The organism is Streptomyces sp. NPDC048483 (genome assembly GCF_040651455.1).
Lineage (GTDB): Bacteria > Actinomycetota > Actinomycetes > Streptomycetales > Streptomycetaceae > Streptomyces.
Genome location: NZ_JBEZJZ010000004.1, coordinates 1 through 25827 on the forward strand (window position 1 = coordinate 1; position 25827 = coordinate 25827).

The window sequence follows — 25827 nt, forward strand, 5'->3', positions numbered from 1 at the left end:
GCACCCCCGCGCGGGGGGCGTACGTGGGCTGCGCGCCCCCGCGCGGCGCCCCCCGCGCCGGGGGGGGCCCGGGGGGGCCCCCCCCCTTCCGCATGGTTCGAGTACGCCGCTCAGAACTTGTTGCGCGGGGTGATCCCCAGCGACATGCCCGACAGGCCCCGCTGACGGCCGCCCAGCTTGCCCGCGATGGCGCGGATCGCCGAGCCGGCGGGGGAGTCCGGGTCGGTCAGCACGACCGGCTTGCCCTCGTCGCCGCCCTCGCGCAGCCGGACGTCGATCGGGATGGAGCCGAGGACCGGCACCTGCGTGCCGGTCGTCTTCGTCAGGCCCTCGGCGACCCGCTCGCCGCCGCCGGTGCCGAAGACATCGACCATCTCGTCGCAGTGCGGGCAGGGCAGCCCGGACATGTTCTCGACCACACCGACGATCTTCTGGTGGGTCTGCACGGCGATCGAACCGGCCCGCTCGGCGACCTCGGCCGCGGCCTGCTGCGGGGTGGTCACGACGAGAATCTCCGCGTTCGGGACGAGCTGCGCCACCGAGATGGCGATGTCGCCGGTGCCCGGGGGCAGGTCCAGCAGCAGCACGTCCAGATCGCCCCAGTACACATCGGCGAGGAACTGCTGGAGGGCGCGGTGCAGCATCGGGCCGCGCCAGACCACCGGGGCGTTGCCCGGCGTGAACATGCCGATGGAGATCACCTTCACGCCGTTCGCCGACGGCGGCATGATCATGTTCTCGACCTGGGTGGGCTTGCCGTACGCGCCCAGCATCCGCGGTACGGAGTGGCCGTAGATGTCGGCGTCCACCACACCGACCTTCAGGCCGTCGGCCGCCATCGCCGCCGCGAGGTTCACGGTCACCGACGACTTGCCGACACCGCCCTTGCCGGAGGCGACGGCGTAGACACGGGTCAGCGAGCCGGGCCGGGCGAACGGCACCTCGCGCTCGGCGGTACCGCCGCGCAGCGACGTCGCCAGCTCCTTGCGCTGCTCGTCGCTCATCACCTCCAGCTCGACGGCGACGGAGGTGACGCCCTCGACCTGCTCGACCGCCGCACGCACGTTGTTGGTGATCGTCTCGCGCATCGGGCAGCCGGAGACGGTGAGGTAGACCACGACCGCCACCGCGCCGTCCGCCCCGATCTCCACCGATTTGACCATCCCCAGATCGGTGATGGGGCGGTGGATCTCGGGATCGTTCACCGTCGCGAGCGCGGCGCGGACCGCGTCCTCGCTGGGCGCGGAGCCATTGGGCTGGGGCGTGTCGGTAGCCATGCCCCGATGGTACGGCGCTGGAGCGGACCTCCGGTAAGGCCGTCAGCGGTCGCGTTCGTCACTCTCCGCCTCGACCATCCGGCGCAGCTCCAGGTCGCGCAGCAGGTCCTCCAGCTCGGAGCGGATCCAGTCGCGGGTGGCGACCTCGCCCAGGCCCAGCCGCAGCGCGGCAATCTCCCGGGTCAGATATTCGGTGTCGGCGATGGAGCGCTCGTTCTGCGCGCGGTCCTGTTCCTGGGTGACCCGGTCCCGGTCGGCCTGGCGGTTCTGCGCCAGCAGGATCAGCGGCGCCGCGTACGAGGCCTGGAGCGAGAGCGCCAGCGTCAGAAAGATGAAGGGATACTCGTCGAATTTCAGATGACCGGGCGCGAGGACGTTCCAGCCGATCCACACGATGACGATGACCGTCATCCAGACGATGAACCGGCCGGTCCCCAGGAACCGGGCGATCTCCTCCGACAGCCGCCCGAACGCCTCCGGGTCGTACTCCGGCCAGAACGTACGGCGCGGCACCCGCGGCTGGTCCAGGCGCACCCGCGGCCGGTCGGGGGCGCCGCGGCGCACCGCGGAGGCGCCGTGCGCCCGCCCCCGCTCCCTGCCGCCCTCCCGCTCCTCAGCGCCCATCCGCGGCCCTCCGCAGCTGCGCCGCGCCGGTCATGCCCGCCGCGCCCGAGCCGTGCAGCTCGGCCTCCCGCCAGTCGTCCGGCAGCAGATGGTCCAGTACGTCGTCGACGGTGACCGCGCCGAGCAGCGAGCCGCTTTCGTCCACGACCGGCGCGGAGACCATGTTGTACGCCGCCAGATAGCTGGTCAGCTCGGGCAGCGGGGTATCGGGGGCCAGGGCCGGCAGATCGGTGTCGGCGATGGAGCTGACGAGGGTGAACGGCGGGTCGCGCAGCAGCCGCTGGAAGTGCACCAGGCCCAGGTACTTGCCGGTGGGCGTCTCGTCGGGCGGGCGGCAGACGTACACCTGGGCGGCCAGCGCCGGGGAGAGGTCGGGGTCGCGCACCCGGGCCAGCGCGTCCGCGACCGTCGCGTCCGGGCGCAGCACGATCGGCTCGGTCGTCATCAGACCGCCCGCCGTGCGCTCCTCGTACGACATCAGCCGCCGCACATCCGCGGCCTCCTCCGGCCGCATCAGGGTCAGCAGCCGTTCCTTCTCCTCTTCCGGCAGCTCGGAGAGCAGATCGGCGGCGTCGTCCGGGTCCATGGCCTCCAGGACGTCGGCGGCCCGCTCGTCCTTGAGCTTGCCGATGATCTCGATCTGGTCGTCCTCCGGCAGCTCCTCCAGGACGTCCGCCAGCCGGTCGTCGGCGAGTGCCGCGGCGACCTCGGCGCGCCGCTTGGGGGAGAGGTGGTGCAGTACGCCGGCGAGGTCGGCCGGCCGCAGCTGCTCGAAGGTGGCCAGCAGGCTCTCCGCGCCCTGCCCGTGCTCCTCGCGCGAGAACCCGGTCACCGCCGACCACTCCACCGTGATCGCCTCGCCCTTGCGGCGCAGCGCCCCGCCCTTGCCCTTGCGGACGAAGACCTTGTCGATCTCCCAGTCGCGGCGGGCGGGCAGCTGGATGATGCCGATGTCGAGGACGGTGACCTCCTCGCCGGTCTCCACCAGGCGCACCCGGCGGTCGAGCAGCTCGCCCAGCACCAGCGTCTCGGAGGCGCGCTGTTCGAAGCGCCGCATATTGACCACGCCGGTGGTGATGACCTGGCCGGACTCCACGCCGGTCACCCGGGTCATGGGCAGGAAGATGCGGCGCCTGCTGACCACCTCGACGACCAGGCCCAGCAGCCGCGGTGGCCGCGCGCCGACCCGCAGCATCGCCACCAGGTCACGCACCCGTCCCACCTGGTCGCCGTTGGGGTCGAAGACGGCGACGCCGGAGATATGGGAGACGAAGACCCGGGGAGTGACCACTGCCATGCGCAGTGCCTCCCTTTCTCCCGTTCCGCCCGGAATGAGCCCTCGAGTCGGGTTCAGGCTAACGCGCCCGGGTCGGCGGCGCCCCGGTGGGAACGGCCGTATGGCGGCCGCTCGCCACGGTCGTCCGGGACCGCCCCCAGCACGTACGGGTGTGCGGTCGGCACCCCGCCGAAAACCGCGCACGGCCCAGGTACGCTGCCGTACTGCTGTCGAGGTCACCCGCATCAGGAGGCAGAGCCGACGTGACTGCAACCCTCTTGGGGACGCGCCCCCGAGACCTGGCCGGCCGCCGTCGCACGGGACGGGCGGCGCTCGTCGGGGCGGTGTGCGCGGGACTGGCCGCGGCGCTCGCGGGCTGTGGCGCTCAGGACCCGGACGCGGGCACCAACGGCGTCGGCAAGCTGCCCGCCGCGAAGATCGAATCCAAGGCGCGGGCGGCCGCCGAGCAGTCCGATACGGTCCGGCTCTCCGGGAACGTCGTCAGCCAGGGCCGCACCTACAAACTCGACATGCGGCTCGCGAAGAACGGCGCCAAGGGCGAGCTGAGCACCAAGGCGGCGGCCTTCTCGCTGCTGCGGGTGGGCAATGCGCTCTACCTCAAGGCGGACGCCGCCTTCTGGGCCGGCGAGAAGAGCGCCAAGTCCGGTACGCCCGACGAGTCCGCCGCGGCCAAACTCGGCGGCAAGTACGTCAAGGTGCCCGCCGCCGACCCCGTCTACAAGCGCTTCAGCGGTTTCACGGACAAGGACACGCTGCTGGGCAGCCTGCTCGGGCTGCACGGCAAGCTGGCCACCGGGGAGCGCAGCACCATCGACGGCGTCCGCACCATCCGCCTCACCGCAGCCGCAGGCGCCGGCGGCACCCTGGACGTCTCCCTGGAGGGCACGCCGTACCCGCTGCGGCTCCGGCGCGCGGGCGGCGCGGGCGTGCTGCGGCTCGCCGACTGGGGCAAGAGCGTCGAGCTCAAGGCCCCGGCGAAGGACCAGGTCGTCGACTACGGCTCGCGGATCTCGGGCCGGGGGTGAGGGGCGGCCCGGGGCCCCCGCACCCCGCCCCTACGCCCTCGCCCCCTAGCCCTTACGGCCCCGCCGCAGCAGCCTCGGCAGCGCCGCGGGTGCCGGCCGCCGGGTGCTGGCGGTTGTCGCCAGCGGCGGCGCGGCATGCGATTCCTCCGGCATCCGGCCGGGACGCTGCGTGGCCTCGTCCCCCATCGGCTCCAGCCGCAGCACCCGGCACTCCCGCGCCCAGCGCTGCGTGAGGGTGTCCGCGTCCGGGGCGTTGAGCCGCTTGCCCTTCAGCTCCTCGACCGCGGCCCGCCAGGCCTCGCCCTCCGGCGCCAGTTCATGGACCCGCGCCTGCCAGGCGACCAGCCGCCCGCCCTTGTCCTTGCTCCGTACGGTGACCGTCGCCGTACCGCCGTCGGCGAGCCCGAGGTCGGCCAGCGGCTGCTCGCCCGCCCCGTCCCCGATCAGGCAGGCCGCCCCGTCGTGCCACAGGTGCCACAGCGCCCGTGCCGGGCCCGTCGTCCCCCGCACCCAGATCAGGCCGGACTTCTTCGTGGCCTCTTCGATGAGTGCCCGATCCTGCAGGGCCTGCGACACGCTCTCCGTCATACGGGCCAGCCTAATGGGCCGGTCCGCGGCCTCCCGGAGCCGCCCAGGCGCTGAGACGCGACGCCTCAGGTGAACAGTGCCCGCGCGAACCCGGCCAGGTTGCGAGGGCAGGCCCATATCTCCCGGGTGAGCCGGGCCCCGTACCAGGACTGCCGCCATGCGTCGTCGGTGTGGCCGTCCTCGTCGGCGAGCTCCTCGGCGAGGCCCGCCTCGTATTCCTCGTCCCGCTCCGGATGGGCCAGCACCCCCAGGACCGCGGGGAAGCCCTCGAGCAGGACCTCCTCAGCAGCGTCGTCACAGGGATGCGACGGATGGCTGCACGGAACGCCGCCGAGGGCCCGCTCGACCCCGGCCATCACCTCCCTGACCCGGTGCTCGGACTCCGCATGGGGCGAGCCGTGGATGACGTAATCCCCGATGTAGTACAGCCCGAGCACCCACAGCGCGGTGTCCGCGGCACCGGCCGCGACACTCGCCTCGAGGTGCCGCGCGCACTCGAGCACTGCGTGCCGGGCACTGCCGAGGTAGTAACCCTCGTGGATCTTCGCCCAGTTGTCTGCCAGCAGCTCCCACTCACCGGGCGTGGCCGGCGCCTTCATCGGCACCGACCGCTCGTCCTCGTATTCCAGGTCCTCCGGACACTGCGCATCCTCGTCACCACTCATGCCGCCGAGCATGGCAGGAGGGTCTGACAACGCCACGCGCGGCCCCAACTGCCGCCTCAGAGCCACCCGTTCCGCTTGAACCCCCGGTGGATGCCGAAGCAGATCGCGACCGTCACCAGCATCATGGCGGGATAGCCGAACTTCCAGTGCAGTTCCGGCATGTAGGTGAAGTTCATGCCGTAGATCCCGGCGATCATCGTCGGTACGGCGAAGATCGCCGCCCAGGCCGTGATCTTGCGCATGTCCTCGTTCTGCGCGACGGCCGCCTGCGCGAGGTTGGCCTGGAGGATGGAGTTGAGCAGGTCGTCGAACGACAGCACCTGCTCGTTGACGCGCGCCAGGTGGTCGGCCACATCCCGGAAGTACTTCTGGATGTCCGCGTCGACCAGCCGCATCGGCCGCTCGCTCAGCAGCTGCATCGGCCGCAGCAGCGGCGACACCGCACGCTTGAACTCCAGTACCTCACGCTTGAGTTGGTAGATCCGCCCGGCGTCGCCCCCCTTGGCGGAGGACCCCTTCGCGCCGGTTCCCTTCCCGTTGGTGCCGGAGCTGAAGACGTCGATCTCCACCTCGTCGATGTCGTCCTGCACCGCGCCCGCGACCGCCATGTAGCCGTCGACCACCTGGTCGGCGATGGCGTGCAGCACCGCCGACGGGCCCTTGGCCAGCAGCTCCGGGTCGTCCTGCAGCCGGTGCCGCAGGGCGCGCAGCGAGCCCTGGCCGCCGTGCCGCACCGTCACGATGAAGTCCCGGCCGGTGAAGCACATCACCTCGCCGGTCTCCACGACCTCGCTGGTCGCGGTGAGCTCGGCGTGCTCGACGTAGTGGACCGTCTTGAAGACGGTGAACAGGGTGTCGTCGTAACGCTCCAGCTTGGGCCGCTGGTGGGCGTGGACGGCGTCCTCGACGGCGAGCGGGTGCAGGCCGAACTCCTGGGCGATACCGGCGAATTCGGCCTCGGTGGGCTCGTGCAGCCCGATCCAGGCGAAGCCACCGTCGGCGCGGACACTCGCCATCGCCTGGGCCGGGGTGACGTGCTCACTCACCCGGCGGCCCTCGCGGTAGACACCGCAGTCGACGATGGCGCTGTTGGCGCAGGGCGGGGCGGAGGTCTCGTAGCGGTAGGGCGTGGTGTCGTCGCGGCGCCGGGACGGGCGGACGGCGGCGCGCAGGTCGCGGATCATCGACATGGCAGGCTCCTTCACGGGCCGGCCGCCAGTTGGGGGCGCGGGGCGCAACGCTGCCCGGAAGGTGGACGTACCAGGCATCCTTGGCTGTACGTCCGCAAAGCGGGCGGCGCTCCGTGCGGTGACACTGACGGCAGTTCGCAGAACACGGAAATTGAGAGTCGAAGGCGCTCTTCCGTCATCTACATCCGGCGCAAAGAAACTTCCTTGGTTTCGCCGCTGAACGGCGGGGTACGGAAGCTCTCGGATCAGGAGATTCGCTGCGCGAGCGGGATGACGGGAGAACTATCGGTACTGCACGGTCGACTCGGATCCACCGCAGCCCCACCTCCTCCGGCCGGTCCCCGTTGGGGGACGACGTCATTCCCTGAGCAGACGGCAAGGCTATCAGCCGTCTGAAGCGTTACGGTGCGGCTTTGCTTGTTTGATACGCGTCCTATGCTCGCGGCATGTCTGACGTTCTTGAGCTGGTCGAGGCCCGGTTGCGTACCACGCTGGGCGAGCCGGACGCGCGCGCCGCCGTCACCTTCCTGGGCAGCGACCGTATCGAGGTGCTCCGCTTCGTGGACAACGGGGTGGTGCGCTACGCCACGCTCGGGATGTCCGCCCAGCCCATGGCCGATCCCACGGCGGTGGTCGCCGATCCGCTGCGCGGCCCGCGCGCCGAACTCGTCCTGACCGTACGGGGCGGCCGTGCCGACACCGACAAGGTGCTCCGCCCGCTCGCCGTCCTCGCGGCATCCCCGCAGGTCGAGGGGGTGGTCGTGGCTCCGGGCGCCTCGCTGGACGTGGGCGGGCCGCTGTGGCCCGGCGCGCCCTTCACCTCGGTCCTGGTGGCCGAGCCCGGCGGGCTGGTCGAGGACCTGGAGCTGGACGAGCCGCTCGACCCGGTCCGCTTTCTTCCCCTGCTGCCGATGACGCCCAACGAGGCCGCCTGGAAGCGGGTACACGGCGCCGAGGCCCTCCAGGCGCGCTGGCTCCAGCACGGCACGGACCTGCGGGATCCGCTGCGTACGGGCGTACCGCTCGACGACTGAGGGGCGCCGGGAACCCGGACGGCGGGGGAGGGCGTCCCTAGGAGGTATGGAAGAGCGCGTGAAGCCGAGCTGTGGCGTCGGCTGTCTGGTGGGGACCATTGCCGCGGGCGTGGCGTTGTGGGTGTGGGTGCACGGCGCCGGTCCCGGCGTGATCGGCGGCTTCGAAGGGGAGCAAGACCTGAGTCTGCTGTACGGGGAGCTGCCGCTCATGCTGCTTGGGATCCCCGCGGTCACCCTGGCCGCCTGGGGCCTGACCGACAGGGCCCTGCGCCGCACGGCCGGGGCGTACACCCGGACCGCGGTGTCGAGCGCGGTGGCGGTGGTCACTCTGGCGGTGCTGGCCTGGGCGTGTCTGGCGTGGCTGGAGTCCAGGGTCGCGCCCTTCGTGCATCCCGGATGGTGAGGGCGTACGGGGCACGGAGCCCGCGGATCTGATGCCCCGTCCGTCGGATGGGGCATCAGGCGGCCTACGGGGCACCGGGTGGCCGTCAGCCGGTGAAGACCGTGACGCCGTCCTGCGTGGCTCCCCCGGACTCCGTCCGGGAGGACCCCCGTCGCGGCTCCGGCTCCTCGGCCCGGAGGGTCAGCGCGCGGCGCCGGACGGCGACGACGCCGGCGCCGAGCACCGCCGCGACGGCCGCGACCACGACGGGATGTGGATGTCGGTCCACTCCTCGATCCTGGGCGCGAGGAACGGCGCGGCCGCCGCCGCGAACCAGCGCACAAAGTTGTAGCCCGCGCTCGCCACCGGGCGGGGCGCGTCGGAGACATCCAGGGCGAGCTCGGTGAAGACGGTGTTGTTCAGGCCGATGAACGCGCCGGAGGCGATCGTGCAGACGACGGCGGTGGTGTGGTTGCCGTACCCCAGGACGAGCAGGTCGACGGCGAGCAGGACCAGCGAGCCGCCCAGTACCTGCAGGGAGCCGAAGCGGTGCTGGAGGCGGGGCGCGACGAGCACCGAGAAGACCGCGAGCAGGACACCCCAGGCGAAGAAGATGCCGCCCGACCTGTACGGGGACATGTTCAGGACGAACGGGGTGAACGCCAGCACCGTGAAGAACGCGTAGTTGTAGAAGAAGGCCGAGACGGCGGCGGAGGCGAGGCCGCCGTGGCCGAGGGCCCTGATCGGGTCCAGGAGCGAGGTCTTGCGTGCCGGCTTCGGCTGCTCCTTGAGGAAAGCCGTGATGGCGAGGAAGCCGACGGCCATCAGGGCGGCGGTGCCGAAGAACGGGTAGCGCCACTTCAGGTCGCTGAGGACCGCGCCGAGGAGCGGGCCGCAGGCCATGCCGAGCCCGAGGGCGGACTCGTAGAGCAGGATCGCGGCCGCGCTTCCTCCGGCGGCCGCGCCCACTATGACGGCGAGCGACGTCGAGACGAACAGCGCATTGCCCAGGCCCCACCCGGCCCGGAACCCGACCAGTTCGCCGACCGACCCGGACATCCCGGAGAGCGCCGCGAAGACCACGACCAGGGCGAGGCCCGCCAGCAGGGTCCGGCGGCCGCCGATGCGGCTGGAGACGAAGCCGGTGACCAGCATCGCGACGGCGGTGATCAGGAAGTAGGAAGTGAACAGGAGGGAGACCTGGCTCTTGGAGGCGTGCAGGCCCTGGGCGATGGACGGGAGGATCGGGTCCACGAGGCCGATGCCCATGAAGGCCACGACCGAGGCGCCGGCGGTGGCCCAGACCGCCGTCGGCTGGCGCAGGACCGACGCCCCGCCCTCGTCGCGCGCATCGCCCTCGGTGTCGCGGTGGCCGCTGTTGTTCGTGCTGCTCTTCACGCTGCGGTGCCCCTTCCCGTAACCGGTTCCGTTGCCGCGCTCTCCCGAGGCTCCCCCCGAGATGGTTGGTGTATGCACACAGTAAGTTAGGTGAGCTAAAGAGTGTAAGTTACAACTAACTCTCGGACGGATTCCGGAGCGGCGTCCCGCGCGCGGCAGTCGGCCAAATGGGCGCCCGGGTACGTGATTCCGGGCACACCGGACGGGTGATCGTCCTTGACGCGGAAGCGGGCCTGGAGGACCGTTGGTCCCTATGAGGGGCGAACCCAGTTGCCCGAAGTGCGGTGGCCGGGTGCGGGCGCCCGGTCTTTTCTCCGACTCCTGGCAGTGCGCCGTGCACGGCATCGTGCACCCACTCCAGCCGGTCGTTCCGCCGAGCATCGAGGCGCTCGGCGTCGTCGTGCACCGCGCGCAGGTGCCCGTATGGATGCCCTGGCCGCTCCCCGTCGGCTGGCTGTTCACCGGGGTCGCCTGCGCCGGTGACGACCGCAGCGGCGGGCGCGCGACCGCGGTCGCCTGCTCGGGGCCCGGACCGCTGGGCGGCCCCGGCGAACTGCTGCTGATCGCCGAGGAGCTGGGCGTCGGCCTCGGCGCGCGCTACGCCGGGATAGACGGCCTCGACCCCGGCCCCCACATGTGTGTGAACAAGCCCCCGCACGCCAAGGTGCTGGCCGCCGGGCGCCCGACCCCCATGTGGCATGTCGACGGCTCGCCCGGCGACCGCGCGGTCTTCGCGGGCGAGGCGCGCGGGCTGTGGCTGTGGGCCATCACCTGGCCCGAGACCTCGGGGCTGATGATGTACGACGAGCTGGTGCTGACCGATCTGCGGGAAGCGGGCGCGGAGGTGGACCTGCTGCCGTGCGGGGCGCTCTCGCCGCGGATCCTGAGCTGAGCTGAGCTGAGCGCGCGGCGCGGAGGGGAACGTACGCCGTCTGACGGGGGCATGTCCGGGCGGCCGGTATCCTTCTGAGGGCACCTTTGTGCGATCGCCCCGAGAGCCCCCGTCCGTCCCCCAGTCTGGAGTCCGCGTCGTGCGTATCGATCTGCACACCCACTCCACGGCCTCCGACGGTACGGACACCCCCGCCGAGCTGGTGCGGGGCGCCGCGGCCGCCGGTCTCGACGTGGTTGCGCTGACCGACCACGACACCGTCGGCGGGTATGCCGAGGCGCGGGCCGCGCTGCCCGAGGGGCTGACGCTGGTCACCGGGGCCGAGCTCTCCTGCCGGCTCGACGGGGTGAGCCTGCACATGCTCGCCTATCTCTTCAACCCCGAGGAGCCCGAGCTCGCCCGCGAGCGCGAGCTCGTCCGGGACGACCGGGTTCCCAGGGCCCGGGCCATGGTCGGCAAGCTGCGCGACCTCGGTGTGCCCGTCACCTGGGAGCGGGTGGCCGAGATCGCCGGGGACGGTGCCGTCGGGCGCCCCCACATAGCCACCGCCCTCATGGAGCTGGGCCTGGTCGACTCCGTGTCCGACGCCTTCACCTCCGAGTGGCTCGGCCAGGACGGCCGGGCGTACGTGGAGAAGCACGAGCTGGACCCGTTCGAGGCGATCCGGCTGGTCAAGGCCGCCGGCGGAGTCACCGTCTTCGCGCACCCGCTGGCCGTCAAGCGCGGCAGCTGCGTACCGGAGAGGACGATCGGCGAGCTGGCCGCGGCCGGGCTGGACGGCATCGAGGTCGACCACATGGACCACGACGGGCCCACCCGCGCCCGGCTGCGCGGTCTGGCCGCCGACCTCGGTCTGCTGGCCACCGGCTCCAGCGACTACCACGGCAGCCGCAAGACCTGCAGCCTCGGTGAATACACCACCGACCCCGAGATCTACGGCGAGATCGTGCGCCGTGCGACCGGCGCCTTCCCCGTGCCCGGCGCGGGCGGCTGAGGGCCGCTCCGCACGTACCGTTCCACCCCTCCCGCTACGGGCCCCGCGCGCCGCGCCGGCCCGTGACCCGCTCCTCCGTACCACCTCTCGCAAGGCCATCACCGTGTTCGACGTCGCCGTCTTCAGTACGCTCTTTGTCACCCTTTTTGTGATCATGGACCCTCCAGGGATCACCCCGATCTTTCTGGCCCTGACCTCCGGGCGCCCGGCCAAGGTCCAGCGCCGGATGGCCTGGCAGGCGGCCGCCGTCGCCTTCTGCGTCATCGCCGTCTTCGGCCTCTTCGGCCGGCAGATCCTGGGCCGGCTGCACATCTCCACGCCCGCGCTGATGATCGCGGGCGGTCTGCTGCTGCTGCTCGTCGCGCTGGACCTGCTGACCGGCAAGTCGGAGGAGCCGACCCAGACCAAGGACGTCAATGTGGCGCTGGTGCCGCTGGGTATGCCGCTGCTGGCCGGGCCCGGCGCGATCGTGTCCGTGATCCTCGCGGTACAGCATGCGCACGGGGCCGCGGCGCAGCTCTCCGTCTGGGCGGCGATCGCCGCGATCCATGTGGTGCTGTACCTGGTGATGCGGTTCTCGCTGGTGATCATCCGGGTGATCAAGGACGGCGGGGTGGTCCTGGTGACCCGGCTCGCGGGCATGATGCTCTCCGCGCTGGCGGTGCAGCAGATCATCAACGGGGTGACGCAGGTGATCCAGGGGGCCTGACCGCCCGAACGGACGAAGCGCCCCCGTACGGAATGTCCGTACGGGGGCGCTTCGACGTGAGCGGCGGGCGTCGGCGTTAGCGGGCGGCGGTGTCGGCCGGGCGGATGTAGATGCGCTGGCCTATGGCTGCGGCCTGCTGCACGATCCGGTTGACGGAGGCGGCGTCCACGACGGTGCTGTCCACGGCGGTGCCGTCGGCATCGTCCAGGCGCATGATCTCGAAGCGCATACGGCTTCTCCCTTCGTCTGATCCTCCTGCGGAGAACTGAGTGATGTGGATTGCGCGGCTTCGTTGCCAGGCGTTCCGTAGGGGTACAACGACCCGCACCCTGCAATCATTCCCTACGCTAAAGAAAAATTTCGATGAACTAAGTACTTGATGGTGGAGCGGTTGTGCTCACAGAGTGACCGCCCGGACAATGGGTCCGGTATGAACAACGTCCAGCCCCCGACGGGCCCCACCGACCTCGCTGCGCTCGCCGCCGGTATCGAGCGCACCAACGAGCTGCTCACCCGTGTGCTCGCCGAGGTCGCCACCACCCCGTCCACCCACGCGGCCTTCGTCGACGCGGGCTATGTCTACGCCGCGGCGGGGCGGCTGGTCGCCGGAACGGAGGACCGCAAGGCCTTCGAGCTGGATGCCGAAGGGATCATCGAGGCCTTCATCGACAAGGCCCGGATGATCTTCCCGGACAGCCGGCTGCTGCGCGTCTACTGGTACGACGGAGCGCGCCGCCGCATCCACACCCAGGAACAGCAGCGGATCGCCGAGCTGCCGGACGTCAAGGTCCGGCTCGGCAATCTCAATGCGAACAACCAGCAGAAGGGCGTCGACTCCCTCATCCGCAGCGACCTGGAGTCGCTGGCCCGGCACCGCGCGATCAGCGATGCGGTGCTGATCGGCGGCGACGAGGACCTGGTCTCGGCCGTGGAAGCGGCGCAGGGGTACGGCGCGCGGGTGCACCTGTGGGGCATCGAGGCCGCCGGGGGCCGCAACCAGGCCGAGCCGCTGCTGTGGGAGGTCGACAGCCAGCGCACCTTCGACCTGGACTTCTGCAAGCCGTATGTGACCCGGCGGGCGGGCGTGGAGTGCGCCGAGCCGACGCCGGGCGAAGGGCTGCCGCCCGCCCGCGACGAGGTCCGCTTCGTGGGGGCGCGAATAGCCGCCCAGTGGCTGGCGGAGCGTGGCCGCGACTGGGTGGCGACGCTGCTGCCCGGCCACCCGTATCTGCCCGGCTCCGTCGACCAGGAGCTGCTGACCACCGCCGAGGCACTGCTGCGGCACTCGCTGCGCGGCCACGCCGATTTGCGGCGCGTCCTGCGGGACGGGTTCTGGGATCACGTGCAGGGGCAGTACTAGGGCCCGTTCGCTGCGCTTTGCCTGAGCCCCACGTTTTTGGCTGTCCCGCCGTAGGGGTTTGCCGCCGTTGCTCCCCCATGGACAGCCGGCAACGTGGGCTACCCCCCTCAGAGGGTGGACCAGAAGCCCCCCAGTGCCGCCGCCGTGGCGGCCGGCGCCTCGGCGTTGGGGGAGTGTTCGGCGCCGTCGATGACGGTCCGCCGGGCGGTCAGCCGTTCGGCCATCGTGTCCATCAGGGGCACCGGCCAGGCGTAGTCGACGGCACCGGAGATCACATGCTTGGGGAGTGCCACGGCCGCCAGCTCCGCCACCCGGTCGGGCTCCGCCAGCATCTGACGGCCGGTCACCGCCAGTTGCTCGGGGACGGTGTTCAGCCAGCGCCGGTGCAGGAATGCGCCGATCTCCGGCGGCGTCGCCGCGTCCGCCGCCTCGACCGGGTCCAGTTCGCGCATCGCCAGCCAGACCGCCTCCATGTCCAGCGTGCCGAGCGCCTCGATCAGCATCCGTACCCGCACCTGCTGCGCCTCGGCGATCGCGGCCGGGCCCGAGCTGAGGACGGTGAGCGAGCGGAACGGGGCCGGGTCGAGGAGTACGGCCGCCCGGCTGATCAGGCCGCCCAGGGAGTGGCCCAGCAGATGGACGGGGCCGCCGAGGGCCTGTGCCTGGGCGAGGACGTCGAGGGCCAACTCGCGCTGTGCGTACGCCGATTCCTCGCGCGGGCCGGGGGACTCGTACTGTCCCCGGCCGTCCACCGCGATCACCCGGAACCCGTCCGCGGCCAGCGGCTCGAGCAGGCCGATGAAGTCCTCCTTGCTCCCGGTGAACCCCGGTACCAGGAGGGCGGTGGCGAGGGGGGCGCCGTCGGGCCGGGCGTCGTGCACGGCGAAGGCGCCCCGGTCGGTCTCGAGCCGGTGGGCGCGGGCGCACGGGGGGAGCTTGAGGGTGGGTGGCGTGCTCATGGCGCGAGGCTAACGGACGGCCCGGCCCGGTGAAGCGCCGACGGCCCGGCTCCCGCGCGGTGCGGGGGCCGGGCCGTCGGTGTGCCGAAGGTCAGCTCTCCGGGGTGGCCTCGGCCGCCCCGGCGGAGGCGGCCTTGGCGCGGGTACGGCGGCGGACCGGCTTGGCCTCCGCCGCGGCCTCGGTCGCCTCGGCGGCGGGCTTGGCGGTGGCGGCCTTGCGGGTGCGCTTCGGCTTGGCGGGCGCGTCCGCGACGGTGTCCACGGCGGCTTCGGCGGCCTTGGCGGCGGCCGTCTTACGGGTCCGCTTCGGCTTGGCGGGCGCAGCCTCGGCCGCGTCCACCGCGGCCTCGGCGGGAGCCTCCACCACGGCCTCGGCGGGAGCCTCGACCGCTGCCTTCGCCGCGCTCCGGGTGCGGCGGCGCGGCTTGGCGGGCGCCTCGGCCGGAGCCTCGGCGACCGGCGATGCCACCGCTGCCTCCGCGACGGCCTCCGTGCTCACCGAAGCGGCCGGGGCCGAGGCGGCCGCGCCACGGGTACGGCGGCGGCGCCGCGGCTGCCGCGGCTCGGCGGCACCCTCGGCGGCGTCCAGGGAGCCTGCGGCCGTCGCCTCGGCACCGGCGGCGGCCTCGACCGACGTCCCGCCCCGCGTCCGGCGGCGCTGGCGCGGGGTACGCGTCCGCTGGGGCCGCTCCTCCTCGGCGGCCGGCGCCGGCTTACGGCCCCGTCCGCGGCCGCCGGTCTCGCCGAGGTCCTCGACCTCTTCGGCGGCCAGCCCGGCCCGGGTGCGCTCGGCACGCGGGAGGACGCCCTTGGTGCCCTCGGGGATGTTGAGCTGCTCGTACAGGTGCGGCGAGGTGGAGTAGGTCTCCTCCGGCTCGTCGAACGACAGGTCCAGCGCCTTGTTGATCAGCTTCCAGCGCGGGATGTCGTCCCAGTCGACGAGGGTGACCGCGGTGCCCTTGGCGCCCGCTCGGCCGGTGCGGCCGATGCGGTGCAGGTAGGTCTTCTCGTCCTCGGGGGACTGGTAATTGATGACATGCGTCACACCCTCGACGTCGATACCGCGGGCGGCGACGTCGGTGCAGACCAGGACATCGACCTTGCCGTTACGGAAGGCGCGCAGCGCCTGCTCGCGGGCGCCCTGGCCGAGGTCGCCGTGCACCGCGCCGGAGGCGAAGCCCCGGCGGGCGAGCTGGTCGGCGATGTCGGCGGCGGTCCGCTTCGTACGGCAGAACACCATCGCCAGGCCGCGGCCCTCGGCCTGCAGGATGCGCGAGACCATCTCCGGCTTGTCCATGGAGTGCGCGCGGAAGATGTGCTGGGTGGTGTTGGCGACGGTCTGGCCCTCGTCGTCCGGCGCGGTGGCGCGGATGTGCGTGGGCTGCGACATGTAGCGGCGGGCCAGCGAGATGACCTGGCCGGGCATGGTCGCGGAGAACAGCATCGTCTGGCGCTTGGCCGGCAGCAGCTGGATGATCTTCTCGACGTCGGGCAGGAAGCCCAGGTCGAGCATCTCGTCGGCCTCGTCCAGCACCAGGCTCTTGACCTGGGAGAGGTTGAGCTTCTTCTGGCCCGCGAGGTCGAGGAGGCGGCCGGGGGTGCCGACGACGACGTCGACGCCCTTCTTCAGCGCCTCGACCTGCGGCTCGTACGCGCGGCCGCCGTAGATCGCCAGCACCCGGACGTTACGGACCTTGCCGGCCGTGAGCAGGTCGTTGGTGACCTGCTGGCACAGCTCGCGGGTGGGGACGACGACCAGGGCCTGCGGCGCCTCGGTGAGCTGCTCGGGGTTGGCGCGGCCCACCTCGACGTCGAGGGGGACCGTGACGCGCTCCAGGAGCGGCAGGCCGAAGCCCAGGGTCTTGCCGGTGCCGGTCTTGGCCTGGCCGATGACGTCGCTGCCGGAGAGGGCGACGGGGAGCGTCAGCTCCTGGATGGGAAAGGGGGAAATGATGCCGACGGCTTCAAGGGCCTCGGCGGTCTCGGGGAAAATCCCGAGCTCTCGGAACGTAGACAGAATCTTGCCTCTTCTGTGAGACGCGGCATGAGGCGGCGAAGGGGGTCGTACCGTGCCGTCGTACCTGTTCGTACGGGGGCCGACCTGAGAGAGCCGGATGGCGCGGGACCACTGCCAACGCTCAGGCACTCCTGCCGCGAGCGGGTGCCCCCGGCTGTGCGTACTTGGCGTACGCGCTGCGAGGGAGGGGCGGTCGGTTGGAGCCGATCGGGCCACCGACCGGGCATCCGCTTTCGTGGAAGAACCCACCGACTCCTCGGCAGGTCCTTTATCACTCTACCCCGGATACTGCTCTGCATCCGAAGGCTTGTATGAGTGAGAAATAGGTCACGCCCCGGCGTACCCCTGGCGCACGGGTCCGGCGGCCGGTTCACACCGGCCGGGACGCGGTGGCTGACCAGGGCCTTCCCAGGGGCGCCGGGCGGGCTATTGTGCCGGTCATGGAGACGCCTGACACCGCCGACGCGCAAGCACTCACCGGGATCGCCGCCCAGGACTGGGCGCAGGCATCCGCCGACCCGCACTACCGGGCCGCCGTGATCGATCTGCTCGGCGCGCTCGCATACGGCGAGCTGTCCGCCTTCGAGCGCCTGGCCGAGGACGCCAAGCTCGCCCCGACGATGGACGACAAGGCCGAACTGGCCAAAATGGCCTCGGCCGAATTCCACCATTTCGAGCGGCTGCGGGAGCGGCTCGCGCAGATCGAGGCGGAGCCGAACGAGGCGATGGAGCCGTTCGCCGCTGCGCTGGACGAGTTCCACCGCCAGACCGCGCCGTCGGACTGGCTGGAGGGCCTGGTCAAGGCGTATGTCGGCGACTCGATCGCCAGTGACTTCTACCGCGAGGTCGCGGCCCGCCTGGATTCCGACACCCGCGATCTCGTACTGGCCGTACTGGACGACACCGGGCATGCCTCGTTCGCCGTGGAGAAGGTCCGGGCGGCGATCGAGGCCGAGCCGCGGGTCGGCGGGCGTCTGGCGCTGTGGGCGCGGCGGCTGATGGGCGAGGCCCTCTCGCAGGCCCAGCGGGTGGTCGCGGAGCGCGATGCGCTCTCGACGATGCTGGTCGGCGGCGTGGCCGACGGCTTCGACCTGGCCGAGGTCGGCCGGATGTTCTCGCGCATCACCGAGGCGCACACCAAGCGGATGGCGGCGCTGGGGCTCGCGGCGTAACGCGCCCCCGGACAAGCAAGGGACCGGCGGCCCTTCCGGGCGCCGGTCCCTGGTCGTTTCCGCTCTGTGGGGGATCACCGGATCGTGCGGCGGACCGTCAGGCCGTGCGGTGCCCCTTGAGAGGCGCGGCCGGCCGGTGTACCCGGCGGTGCGGCGTGCGGACCAGCAGCGAGAGCAGGGCGACGCCCATGGCCAGCGCGGCCACCATCACCTGGACCGGATGGCCGGGGCCCAGGATGGAGCGGGTCAGCAGCGCGCCGAACAGCGCGGCGACCGGGCCGGTGGCCAGTGTCAGGGTGCGCGAGGGGAACCGGTCGGCCAGCCAGTGCGTGGCGGCCAGGGCGATGACGAGTCCGACGAAGACGGCGCCGAGCGCTTCCCAGATCATGCCGTTCCCTCCCGGTGACAAGCGTGACAAGGCCGACCGGACGAACAAACCGGACGAACAAGTCGGTTGTTACCGGTCGTACCCAGGGGGCATGCCGGGCAACCCTCCCGTGCGCCATGCGGGCGGAGGGCGGAAAACGGCGAAGGGCGGCGCCCGGAGAAGAAGATCTCCGGGCGCCGCCCTCACCGTCTGCGGGCGCCGTGTGCGACGCCCCACCGCTCAGAGCGCGCCGAAACCGACCTTGCGGGCGGTCGGCTCGCCGATCTCCACGTAGGCCAGCCGGTCCGAAGGGACCAGTACCTTGCGACCGTGGTCGTCCACCAGGCTCAGCAGCTGCGACTTGCCGCTCAGCGCTTCGGCCACCGCGCTCTCGACCTCTTCGGCAGACTGCCCGCTCTCCAGAACGATCTCGCGGGGCGCGTGCTGCACGCCGATCTTGACCTCCACGGCTTATGTCCCTCCGACGGTCAGTTGGGCGACGCGGCTCCCGCGCCGTACGCAGCCACATTAGCCCGGCGCGGGGACGGACAGGACGCCGTGGAACACGCCCGCAGCGAACATCATCGGCGCGGGACGTCCCTGCGACACGCCCGTGCGGGTCGTCGGCGCGGGCCGTCAGTGCGTCTCGGAGCCGTGCAGCGGGAAGCCGGCGATGCCCTTCCAGGCGAGCGAGGTCAGCAGCTGCACCGCGGTCTCGCGCGGCACCGTGCTCTCCGAGGAGAGCCAGTAGCGCGCCACCACCTGGGAAACCCCGCCCAGACCGACCGCCAGCAGCATCGCTTCGTTGCGTGCCAGACCGGTGTCCTCCGCGATGACCGCGCTTATCGCCTCGGCGCACTCCAGCGACACCTTGTCCACCCGCTCGCGGACGGCGGGCTCGTTGGTCAGGTCCGACTCGAAGACCAGCCGGAAGGCGCCGCCCGGGTCCTCGACATAGGCGAAGTAGGCGTCCATCGTGGCCGCCACCCGCTGCTTGTTGTCGGTCGTCGACGCCAGCGCCGTACGCACCGAGTGCAGCAGCGCCTCGCAGTGCTGGTCCAGCAGCGCGAGATACAGGTCCAGCTTGCCCGGGAAGTGCTGGTAGAGCACCGGCTTGCTGACGCCCGCCCGCTCGGCGATGTCGTCCATCGCGGCCGCGTGGTAGCCCTGTGCGACGAACACTTCCTGGGCGGCGCCCAGGAGCTGGTTGCGCCGGGCCCGTCGTGGCAGGCGTGTGCCCCTCGGTCGAGCCGCCTCGGTCTGCTCGATGGCGCTCACGCTGCCTCCCAGAAGTTGTTCCGTACGCGGCAGACACAAGACGGTGCACCGCGCCCGCCATCGTACTTTTGGGTAACGCGGCTGTGCGGGGTCCCAGGGGAGATTTTCTGCCCCGGACCGCCGGCCGAAGCCGACATAACAGACCAGGTCATCGGTATTCGTCTTCGTTGATTTCCACCACGCGGGCCTGCTCGGCGACATCGGCCTCGTTGGCGGAGCCGGGGTCGACGCCGGTCAGCGGGTCGTCGTGGTGTGGTGAGACCTCGGCGTGTTGCTCGGCGGCGTCGTGCTGCGGTGCCTCCACGTCGATCTCCGTCATGTCGTTCTCGTCCTCAAACGTGTCCGGTTCGGTCGGGTCGGCGGGCATCATGGCTCCCTTTCTCACGCAGGGGCCGGGGCGGCTGCCCTTGATACGAGCCTAGGAGAGCGGCAGCAACAGCGCGATGCGGTGTGTGACGGCGAACACATAATCGGGGGCGTGATCGTCTCGTAACATCGACTGCATGTCTTCGACCGACTCGCCGGACACCCGTACCGCCGCGCTCCCGGTACCCCCGGCCGGCCCCGGGTCCCGGGCGGGCGCGGCGGAGACGGTGCGCTCCGTGACCCTGCCGGGCCTGACGCTGAGCGTCCGGACGCCCGCCGGCGGCGAGGCACCGGGGCGCGAGCCCGCGCTCTGTGTCCACGGCCTCGGCGGCTCCTCGCGGAACTGGTCGGCCCTGATGCCGCTGCTCGCCGACCGGGTCGACGGCGAGGCGCTCGATCTGCCCGGCTTCGGCCAGTCACCGCCCCCGGGGGACGGCAACTACTCGGTCTCCGCGCAGGCCCGCGCGGTCATCCGCCATCTGGACGCCGCCGGGCGCGGCCCCGTCCACCTCATCGGCAACTCCATGGGCGGCGCCGCCTCGACCCGGGTGGCGGCGCTGCGCCCGGACCTCGTACGCACCCTCACCCTGATCTCGCCGGCGCTGCCCGAGCTGCGGCCGCAGCTGACGGCGGTCCCGACGGCGCTGCTCGCGGTCCCCGGCGTGACCGGGCTCTTCAGCCGGCTGACCCGGGACTGGACGCCCGAGCGCCGCACCCGCGAGGTGCTGGCCCTGTGCTACGGCGACCCCGCGCGGGTCACCCCCGAAGGCCTCGGCTCCGCCGTCGAGGAATATGCGCGGCGGCTCCAACTCCCCTATTTCTGGGAGGTGATGGAGCGTTCGGCGCGCGGGCTGGTGAACGCGTACACGCTCGGCGGGCAGCACAGTTTGTGGCGTCAGGCCGAGCGGGTACTCGCGCCCACGCTTCTCGTCTACGGTGGGCGCGACCGCCTGGTCTCCTACCGGATGGCGCGGCGGGCGGCCGCGGCGTTCCGCGGTTCGCGGCTGCTGACGCTGCCGGAGGCGGGGCATGTGGCGATGATGGAATACCCCGAGGCGGTGGCGCGGGCCGTCCGCGAACTGCTCGACACACACGCCGTGCTGCATGAAGATGCTGTGTCCGGGGGGCAACACGTGACCGATGTGACCGCTGATGCGGGCAGGAGCTGAGACGCCCCGTGGGACGCCATAGCCGCCAAGGCCGGCCGGAGACCGCAGGTGATGATCCGGGGACGGCCGGTCCGCCGCCTTCGCCGGGCGGCCGGGTTCCCTCGCCGGGCCCGGGACGCCGCCGGCGGCAGGCGCCCACCGGCGATCCGGCCACCGAGGTACGCGGCGGCCACCCCCAGCAGCGCGAGCCCGGCGGCGGCTGGGGTGCATTCCCCACGGCGCCCCCGCCGCGCGGGCCGAGGATTCCCCGCCCGCGTGCGGCCGAGGCGCCGGGCGGCGGGCCGCGGTACGGCGCCGGCGGCGCGGCCGGAGCGACGGGATTCGCCCCGGCGGGCCCGCCCGGTGTGCCGGGCGCGGGGGCGGTCCAGGGGATCGTCGGCGGGCCGGCCGGTGTGCCGGGTCCGCGGTCCGAGTATGTGGAGGCCTTCGAGGACGATGACGTCTTCCGCGCCGGTGCGCCCGAACAGGGCGGTATGGCGGACGGGCTGCCGCCCGGCGGCCGCTTCACCGGGCGGTCGGTGGTCTTCGACCGCGACGAGATCGACGAGCTGGACCGGCAGGCTGCACTCGGCGCGGAAGGCGCCGGGCCCGACGATCCGCCGGACCCCGAGGCGGAGGACGCGGAGGACGGCGGCCGTAAGGGCACCAAGGGCCGTACGTTCACCGGCGCGGCCGCCGCGGCGGTGACGACGGTGCTCGCCGTGGTCATCGCGGGTCAGGTCGCCGACCAGCACAAGGACGGCGAGGCGCCGGGCACCCGCAGCGGTGCGGACCATACGGACGACGTCGACGGCGAGGCCTCCCGGTCGCACACCCGGCCCACCCACGACGCCAAGCCCGCCTCGTACGAGGCGCAGATGGCGCAGGTCTTCCCGCTCGACGCAAAGCTGACGGCCGGCGGGAAGTTCAGGCCGGTCGGCGGGGACGCCAAGGCGCCGGGGCACGGCAAGGTGCGGCGCTACCGCGTCGACATCGAGGAGGGGCTGCCGCTGGACGGCGACCTCTTCGCCGAGGCGGTGCACAAGACCCTCAACGACGACCGCAGCTGGGCGCACGGCGGGCAGCGGACCTTCCAGCGGGTGGCGTCCGGCCCCGCCGACTTCGTGATCACGCTGGCCAGTCCCGGGACGACCGCGGCCTGGTGCGCCAAGTCCGGGCTGGACACCTCCGAGGAGAATGTCTCCTGCGACTCGGCGGCGACCGACCGCGTCATGATCAACGCGTACCGGTGGGCGCAGGGCGCCAAGACCTATGGCCCCGACAAGATGCTGGCCTACCGCCAGATGCTCATCAATCACGAGGTCGGCCACCGGCTCGGGCACAACCACGAGGTGTGCAGCAAGCAGGGCGCACCGGCCCCGGTGATGATGCAGCAGACGAAGTTCCTGACGACGGACGGTGCGACCTGCCGGCCCAACTCCTGGCCGTATCCGTCCGGGCGGTGAGCCCGCGGGGTGACCGCGGCGCGGCGCGCCCATCGGATGTGAGACGGCCGTCTCTTATCGCGAGACACGTCGAAGCCGCCGGGCCGCGGCGCGAGTCCGGGCGGCGCCGGACGCGGACGGCGTGGGCGCCCGCCCGCGAGGAGGGGGGCCGGTCGACTCCGTGTACGACCGCCCCGAACACCCCTGCACCAAGGGGCTGCCGACGGCCGTCCCGGTCCTCGATCCGCGGGTCGCCGCAGATCGGCGGGTGCCGCGGGCGGTGGCACAGCCCTCACATAGCGCGTCGAAACGCCCCTAGGGGGGGAAAGTTACGCGCGTTCACCCCTTCCAGTGGTGCGATGGACAACCGTCCATCGCGCCACCGGCGCCTCTGCATAGCTTCTTCCTGCAGGTGACGGCCACGCCGTCGCGCCAGGGACGCCGACAGAGAGGGCGGGGGTGCACTCGTGCGCATCGCATTGCTCACCGAGGGTGGCTATCCGTATGCGACCGGTGAGTCGCACGCGTGGTGCGACCGGCTCGTGCGCGGGCTCACCGGCCATGAATTCACGGTCTACGCCCTGAGCACCGACGCCCGCCAGGCCGCCGCCCCGGCCGAACTGCCCGCGCACGTACGGCAGGTGCGCACCGCGCCGCTGTGGGGCGCCTGCCCCGACGTGCACCGCCTGTCCGCCGAGGAGCGCCGGGGCCGCGCCGGACGCCGCGAACGCCGGCGCTTCGCCGAGCACTTCGCCGACCTCGCGGCGGCCTTCGTCACGGCGCCCGCCGCGGACGTCCGGACCGGTCCGGACGGTTCCGGCCGTCCCATGATCGACAAGGCGGACCGTTTCGCCGCCGGTCTCTATGGGCTCGCCGATCTCGCCCATACCCACGGCGGCCTGCCCGCGCTGCTCCGCTCCGAGGACGCCGTACGCATCCTGGAGGCCGTCTGCCGGGGCCACCGCGCCCTGCCCGCCGCCCACGGTGCCCAGGTAAGGGACCTGCTCGCCGTCACCGGACAGCTCGAACGCGCGCTGCGCCCGCTGTCGCTGGAGTGGTACGGCGTCGACCCCTCGGGCCTCGGCGGTGCCGACCTCTGCCACGCCACCTCCGGCGGCGTGGCCGCCCTCCCGGGACTGCTGGCCAAACGCTTCTTCGGTACCCCGCTCCTGGTCACCGAGTACGGCGTACGGCTGCGCGAGCACTACCTCGCGCGCGCCGCGGCACCGCTGACCGCGCCGGTGCGCGCCCTGCTCGCCGCCTTCCAGGGGGCGCTCGCCGCCGAAACCTACGCCCAGGCCGCGCTGATCACCCCTGGCAACACCCACGCCCGGCGCTGGCAGCAGCGCTGCGGCGCGGACCCCGCACGGCTGCGCACGGTCTATCCCGGCATGGGCGCAGGCCGCTTCACCGCGGTCGAGGACGCCGCCGACGACGACTCCAAGACCCTGGTGTGGGTCGGCGCCATCGAACCCGCCAAGGACATCATCGGCCTGCTGCACGCCTTCGCCGAGATCCGCAGGGCCGAGCCGGAGGCCACCCTGCGCATCATCGGCGGCACCGGCCGCGACCCCCAGGCCCCCGGCTACCGCGCCCACTGCCGGGCGCTGGCCGCCCAGCTCTTCCCCGACGAGGCCGCCGACGACCGCACCGTCGGCGAGAGTCCGGTCACCTTCGAGGAGATCGGCGGCCCCGAGGTGCCCACCCTGGAGGACGCCTACGCCGGCGGCGCGGTGCTGGTGCTCTCCAGCGTCGTCGAGGGGTTCCCGCGCTCCCTGGTGGAGGCGATGTTCTGCGGCCGCGCCACCGTCTCCACCGACGCCGGCGCCGTCTGCGAAGTGATCGGCGGCACCGGCCTGGTGGTCCCGCCGCGCAACCCGCACGCCCTCGCCGAGGCCTGCCGCGCGCTGCTCGGCGACCCCGGCCGCCGGGCCCGGCTGGGCGCCGCGGCCCGTGCCCGGGCCCTCGAACTGTTCACCGTGGAGCAGAACATCGCGGCATTTCGTGGCATCTACCTGGAGCTCATCTCGCACGCCCCGGTCCGCCCGGCCGCCACCGGCGCGGCATACGCGCACGGTGTGCCGCGGCCGTTCGACAGCCCCGCCGAGTCCCATGTGCCGGGCCGCTGGGCCGCGGCTCCCCTGGGCCACACGCCCAGCTGGGCGGCGGGGGAGGGGCGGGACGGCGCCGGTGTGCCGGCCGGCGCGGTCCCCGCCCCGTCCGCAGGGAGAGGAGAGGGATCATGACCGCGCCCACCCGCAAGGAAGCCGTCGCGCGCCCCGTGCGCCGGGGCCCCGCCGACCCCGTACGGGCCCTGATGCACCGCCACCGGGAACTGTGCGCACACGCCGTCGACCCGCTGGACATCGCCGCCGGCCTGGAGGCGTACGGCGTCACCGACCGCACCGCCGCCCGCTTCCGCCACCGGGACGTCTTCTCGCTGGCCGAGGAGCTCTACGCCCGGGTGCCGCGCGCCGAGGCGGACGGCGGCGGTCCGGCCGGGCCCGAGCCCGTATCGCGTGCGCGGGGCGTGCGCGGGGCGCTCCAACTGCTGCCCGGCGCGGTGTGCGCGGCGGCGGTCGCTGCCCTCGCCGCCGTGGAGCCGTCAACTCCGTTGGTGCGCCCGGCAGTTGCCGTCGCGGGTGTCGTCCTGGTCGCCCTCGCCCTGCGGCTGGCCGTACGGACCGGGCCGTTGCGGGCGCGCGGTGCCGGCCCCTGGAGCCTGTGGGTCTGCTGGACCGTCGGCTATGCGGTCCACGGCGACTGGCTGCTCGCCGAGCTGCTGAGCGGCGGGCCCGACCTGCCGCTCCGCCCGCAGGCCGTCGTCGCGACCGCCGTGGCGCTGGCCTGCGCCGTCGCCCCCGCCGCCTGGTGCGCCCGCTGGTTCGCGGTCCGCGGACGGCGCGGCCTGGCCGCCAGCTGCCGGCTGGCCGAACTCGCCACCCGGATCCGGCCGTTGCTGCTCGCCGCCACCGCGCTCTTCCTCGTCGCCCTGGTGGCGCTGCTGACCGGCACGGCCGCCGTCCTCGGCGGTGCCGGCGCCATGGACCTGACCGCGGCCGCCGCCCTGGGAATGCTGCTCTTCCTCGCCCGGCTGCTCGCCGTCCACGGTTTCCCCGGGGCCGCGGCGGCGGGCCTCGCCTCGGCCGCCGCCCTCGAGGCGCTCGCCCCCGCCCTGGTGCTCATCGCCCGGCTCCCCGGCCTGACGCCGGCCGGCGCCCCGGTGGCGGCGCTGATCCGCGTCGCGGGCCCCGCCGCCGTCCCGGCCCTCGCCTGCGCGGCCGCCGCCCTCGGCCTCCTGGTGTACGGCCTGCGCGCGCTGACCGGCGCCTGGGCGCACTCGCCCTCCGTACCGGCGGAGGCGGACCGGCCGTGACCCTCCGGATAGCCGCCCGCCCGCGCCTGCGCGGCCGCCGCCCTCGGCCCTGGCCGCCGTGCCCCGGCAACAGGCTCCGCCCGGCGGCATTCCTCACCGCACCCCGCAGCCCCCTCGCACCACGCACGACCGGAGCGGCACCCCGAAACGGCCGCTCCGGCCGCTTCGCCGCGGACCCCACCCCCCACGTGGCCCCCGCCCCCGGGACGGACGCCACCCCCGCGGCCGAAGCCGACTCACTTCCCCGAACCGCCTTAGGAGCAC

Annotated in this window: 25 protein-coding genes and 1 pseudogene; 12 read left to right on the forward strand and 14 right to left on the reverse strand. The window is 72.8% G+C overall.

Annotated elements, in window-relative coordinates; all coding sequences use genetic code 11:
* Positions 1–110: 110 nt before the first annotated feature.
* Genes AB0D04_RS03085 through AB0D04_RS03095 form a run of 3 tightly spaced genes read right to left on the reverse strand, consistent with a single transcriptional unit; the run spans position 111 to position 3198 of the window.
* On the reverse strand, positions 111–1277 hold the full coding sequence (locus AB0D04_RS03085) for an Mrp/NBP35 family ATP-binding protein (RefSeq protein WP_362698795.1): 1167 nt from the start codon (positions 1275–1277) through the stop codon (positions 111–113).
* 42 nt (positions 1278–1319) lie between these two features.
* Positions 1320–1901, reverse strand: a complete 582-nt coding sequence (locus AB0D04_RS03090; protein ID WP_362698797.1) for a DUF1003 domain-containing protein — start codon at positions 1899–1901, stop codon at positions 1320–1322.
* Positions 1891–3198 carry a CBS domain-containing protein gene (locus AB0D04_RS03095; RefSeq protein WP_362698799.1) on the reverse strand — a complete coding sequence of 436 codons (1308 nt, stop codon included), beginning with the start codon at positions 3196–3198 and terminating at the stop codon, positions 1891–1893. The genes AB0D04_RS03090 and AB0D04_RS03095 overlap by 11 nt, the downstream gene beginning before the upstream one ends.
* A 278-nt stretch (positions 3199–3476) precedes the next feature.
* On the opposite strand from AB0D04_RS03095, the gene AB0D04_RS03100 reads away from it, so the two are divergent.
* Positions 3477–4223, forward strand: a complete 747-nt coding sequence (locus AB0D04_RS03100) for a hypothetical protein (RefSeq protein WP_362699076.1) — start codon at positions 3477–3479, stop codon at positions 4221–4223.
* Positions 4224–4268: 45 nt separating this feature from the next.
* On the opposite strand, the gene AB0D04_RS03105 is transcribed toward AB0D04_RS03100, so the two are convergent.
* The 3 genes from AB0D04_RS03105 to AB0D04_RS03115 form a co-directional block, all read right to left on the reverse strand.
* Entirely contained in the window at positions 4269–4811 is a 543-nt protein-coding gene (locus tag AB0D04_RS03105) for a hypothetical protein (RefSeq protein ID WP_362698801.1), read from the reverse strand.
* 65 nt (positions 4812–4876) lie between these two features.
* On the reverse strand, positions 4877–5476 hold the full coding sequence (locus AB0D04_RS03110; protein ID WP_362698803.1) for a hypothetical protein: 600 nt from the start codon (positions 5474–5476) through the stop codon (positions 4877–4879).
* Between the two features lie 56 nt (positions 5477–5532).
* Positions 5533–6666, reverse strand: coding sequence for a magnesium and cobalt transport protein CorA (locus AB0D04_RS03115; RefSeq protein WP_362698805.1), 1134 nt, complete (start codon positions 6664–6666; stop codon positions 5533–5535).
* A 446-nt stretch (positions 6667–7112) separates the two neighbouring features.
* Between AB0D04_RS03115 and AB0D04_RS03120 the strand changes: the two genes are divergently transcribed.
* Together AB0D04_RS03120 and AB0D04_RS03125 are read left to right on the forward strand one after the other, a co-directional pair.
* Complete coding sequence (locus AB0D04_RS03120) at positions 7113–7700, forward strand: suppressor of fused domain protein (protein ID WP_362698807.1); 588 nt, start codon at positions 7113–7115, stop codon at positions 7698–7700.
* A gap of 46 nt (positions 7701–7746) precedes the next feature.
* Positions 7747–8103, forward strand: coding sequence for a hypothetical protein (locus AB0D04_RS03125; RefSeq protein ID WP_362698809.1), 357 nt, complete (start codon positions 7747–7749; stop codon positions 8101–8103).
* 85 nt (positions 8104–8188) lie between these two features.
* Here AB0D04_RS03125 and AB0D04_RS03130 read toward each other — a convergent pair.
* Positions 8189–9405, reverse strand: a pseudogene (locus tag AB0D04_RS03130) (MFS transporter).
* Between the two features lie 328 nt (positions 9406–9733).
* Between AB0D04_RS03130 and AB0D04_RS03135 the strand changes: the two are divergent.
* The 3 genes from AB0D04_RS03135 to AB0D04_RS03145 all read left to right on the forward strand — a co-directional run bounded on the left by AB0D04_RS03135 (position 9734) and on the right by AB0D04_RS03145 (position 12075).
* Positions 9734–10372 carry a DUF6758 family protein gene (locus AB0D04_RS03135; RefSeq protein ID WP_362698811.1) on the forward strand — a complete coding sequence of 213 codons (639 nt, stop codon included), beginning with the start codon at positions 9734–9736 and terminating at the stop codon, positions 10370–10372.
* Positions 10373–10511: 139 nt separating this feature from the next.
* Positions 10512–11366, forward strand: a complete 855-nt coding sequence (locus tag AB0D04_RS03140; protein ID WP_362698813.1) for a PHP domain-containing protein — start codon at positions 10512–10514, stop codon at positions 11364–11366.
* A 103-nt stretch (positions 11367–11469) separates the two neighbouring features.
* Positions 11470–12075 (forward strand): MarC family protein, encoded by a 606-nt coding sequence (locus AB0D04_RS03145; protein ID WP_362698815.1) that lies wholly within the window; start codon positions 11470–11472, stop codon positions 12073–12075.
* 76 nt (positions 12076–12151) lie between these two features.
* On the opposite strand, the gene AB0D04_RS03150 is transcribed toward AB0D04_RS03145, so the two are convergent.
* Positions 12152–12304 (reverse strand): hypothetical protein, encoded by a 153-nt coding sequence (locus tag AB0D04_RS03150; protein WP_099055472.1) that lies wholly within the window; start codon positions 12302–12304, stop codon positions 12152–12154.
* 201 nt (positions 12305–12505) lie between these two features.
* On the opposite strand from AB0D04_RS03150, the gene AB0D04_RS03155 reads away from it, so the two are divergent.
* Entirely contained in the window at positions 12506–13435 is a 930-nt protein-coding gene (locus AB0D04_RS03155; RefSeq protein ID WP_362698818.1) for an NYN domain-containing protein, read from the forward strand.
* Between the two features lie 107 nt (positions 13436–13542).
* Here AB0D04_RS03155 and AB0D04_RS03160 read toward each other — a convergent pair whose 3' ends face one another.
* Both AB0D04_RS03160 and AB0D04_RS03165 read right to left on the reverse strand, forming a co-directional pair.
* Positions 13543–14394: an alpha/beta hydrolase gene (locus AB0D04_RS03160; RefSeq protein WP_362698820.1), complete on the reverse strand. Its 852-nt coding sequence runs from the start codon at positions 14392–14394 to the stop codon at positions 13543–13545.
* Positions 14395–14485: 91 nt separating this feature from the next.
* On the reverse strand, positions 14486–16387 hold the full coding sequence (locus AB0D04_RS03165; RefSeq protein WP_362699078.1) for a DEAD/DEAH box helicase: 1902 nt from the start codon (positions 16385–16387) through the stop codon (positions 14486–14488).
* Positions 16388–16851: 464 nt separating this feature from the next.
* Between AB0D04_RS03165 and AB0D04_RS03170 the strand changes: the two genes are divergently transcribed.
* Positions 16852–17583 (forward strand): ferritin-like fold-containing protein, encoded by a 732-nt coding sequence (locus tag AB0D04_RS03170; RefSeq protein WP_362698822.1) that lies wholly within the window; start codon positions 16852–16854, stop codon positions 17581–17583.
* A gap of 97 nt (positions 17584–17680) precedes the next feature.
* On the opposite strand, the gene AB0D04_RS03175 is transcribed toward AB0D04_RS03170, so the two are convergent.
* From AB0D04_RS03175 to AB0D04_RS03190, 4 genes are all read right to left on the reverse strand, one after another.
* Complete coding sequence (locus AB0D04_RS03175) at positions 17681–17971, reverse strand: hypothetical protein (protein WP_362698824.1); 291 nt, start codon at positions 17969–17971, stop codon at positions 17681–17683.
* A 219-nt stretch (positions 17972–18190) separates the two neighbouring features.
* The gene (locus tag AB0D04_RS03180; protein WP_362698826.1) at positions 18191–18418 is read right to left on the reverse strand and encodes a DUF3107 domain-containing protein; all 228 of its coding nucleotides are present in this window, start codon (positions 18416–18418) and stop codon (positions 18191–18193) included.
* A gap of 168 nt (positions 18419–18586) precedes the next feature.
* Positions 18587–19228 carry a TetR/AcrR family transcriptional regulator gene (locus AB0D04_RS03185; RefSeq protein WP_362698828.1) on the reverse strand — a complete coding sequence of 214 codons (642 nt, stop codon included), beginning with the start codon at positions 19226–19228 and terminating at the stop codon, positions 18587–18589.
* Positions 19229–19376: 148 nt separating this feature from the next.
* Positions 19377–19595, reverse strand: a complete 219-nt coding sequence (locus AB0D04_RS03190) for a hypothetical protein (protein ID WP_362699080.1) — start codon at positions 19593–19595, stop codon at positions 19377–19379.
* A 136-nt stretch (positions 19596–19731) separates the two neighbouring features.
* Here AB0D04_RS03190 and AB0D04_RS03195 point away from each other — a divergent pair, with 136 nt between their 5' ends.
* From AB0D04_RS03195 to AB0D04_RS03210, 4 genes are all read left to right on the forward strand, one after another.
* Positions 19732–20763 (forward strand): alpha/beta hydrolase, encoded by a 1032-nt coding sequence (locus AB0D04_RS03195; RefSeq protein WP_362698830.1) that lies wholly within the window; start codon positions 19732–19734, stop codon positions 20761–20763.
* 8 nt (positions 20764–20771) lie between these two features.
* A complete protein-coding gene (locus tag AB0D04_RS03200) occupies positions 20772–22208 on the forward strand; it encodes a DUF3152 domain-containing protein (protein WP_362698832.1) in 1437 nt (478 codons plus the stop codon).
* Positions 22209–22654: 446 nt separating this feature from the next.
* Positions 22655–24433, forward strand: coding sequence for a DUF3492 domain-containing protein (locus AB0D04_RS03205; RefSeq protein ID WP_362698834.1), 1779 nt, complete (start codon positions 22655–22657; stop codon positions 24431–24433).
* On the forward strand, positions 24430–25563 hold the full coding sequence (locus AB0D04_RS03210) for a hypothetical protein (RefSeq protein ID WP_362698836.1): 1134 nt from the start codon (positions 24430–24432) through the stop codon (positions 25561–25563). Before AB0D04_RS03205 ends, AB0D04_RS03210 begins: the two co-directional genes overlap by 4 nt.
* Positions 25564–25827 lie beyond the last annotated feature (264 nt).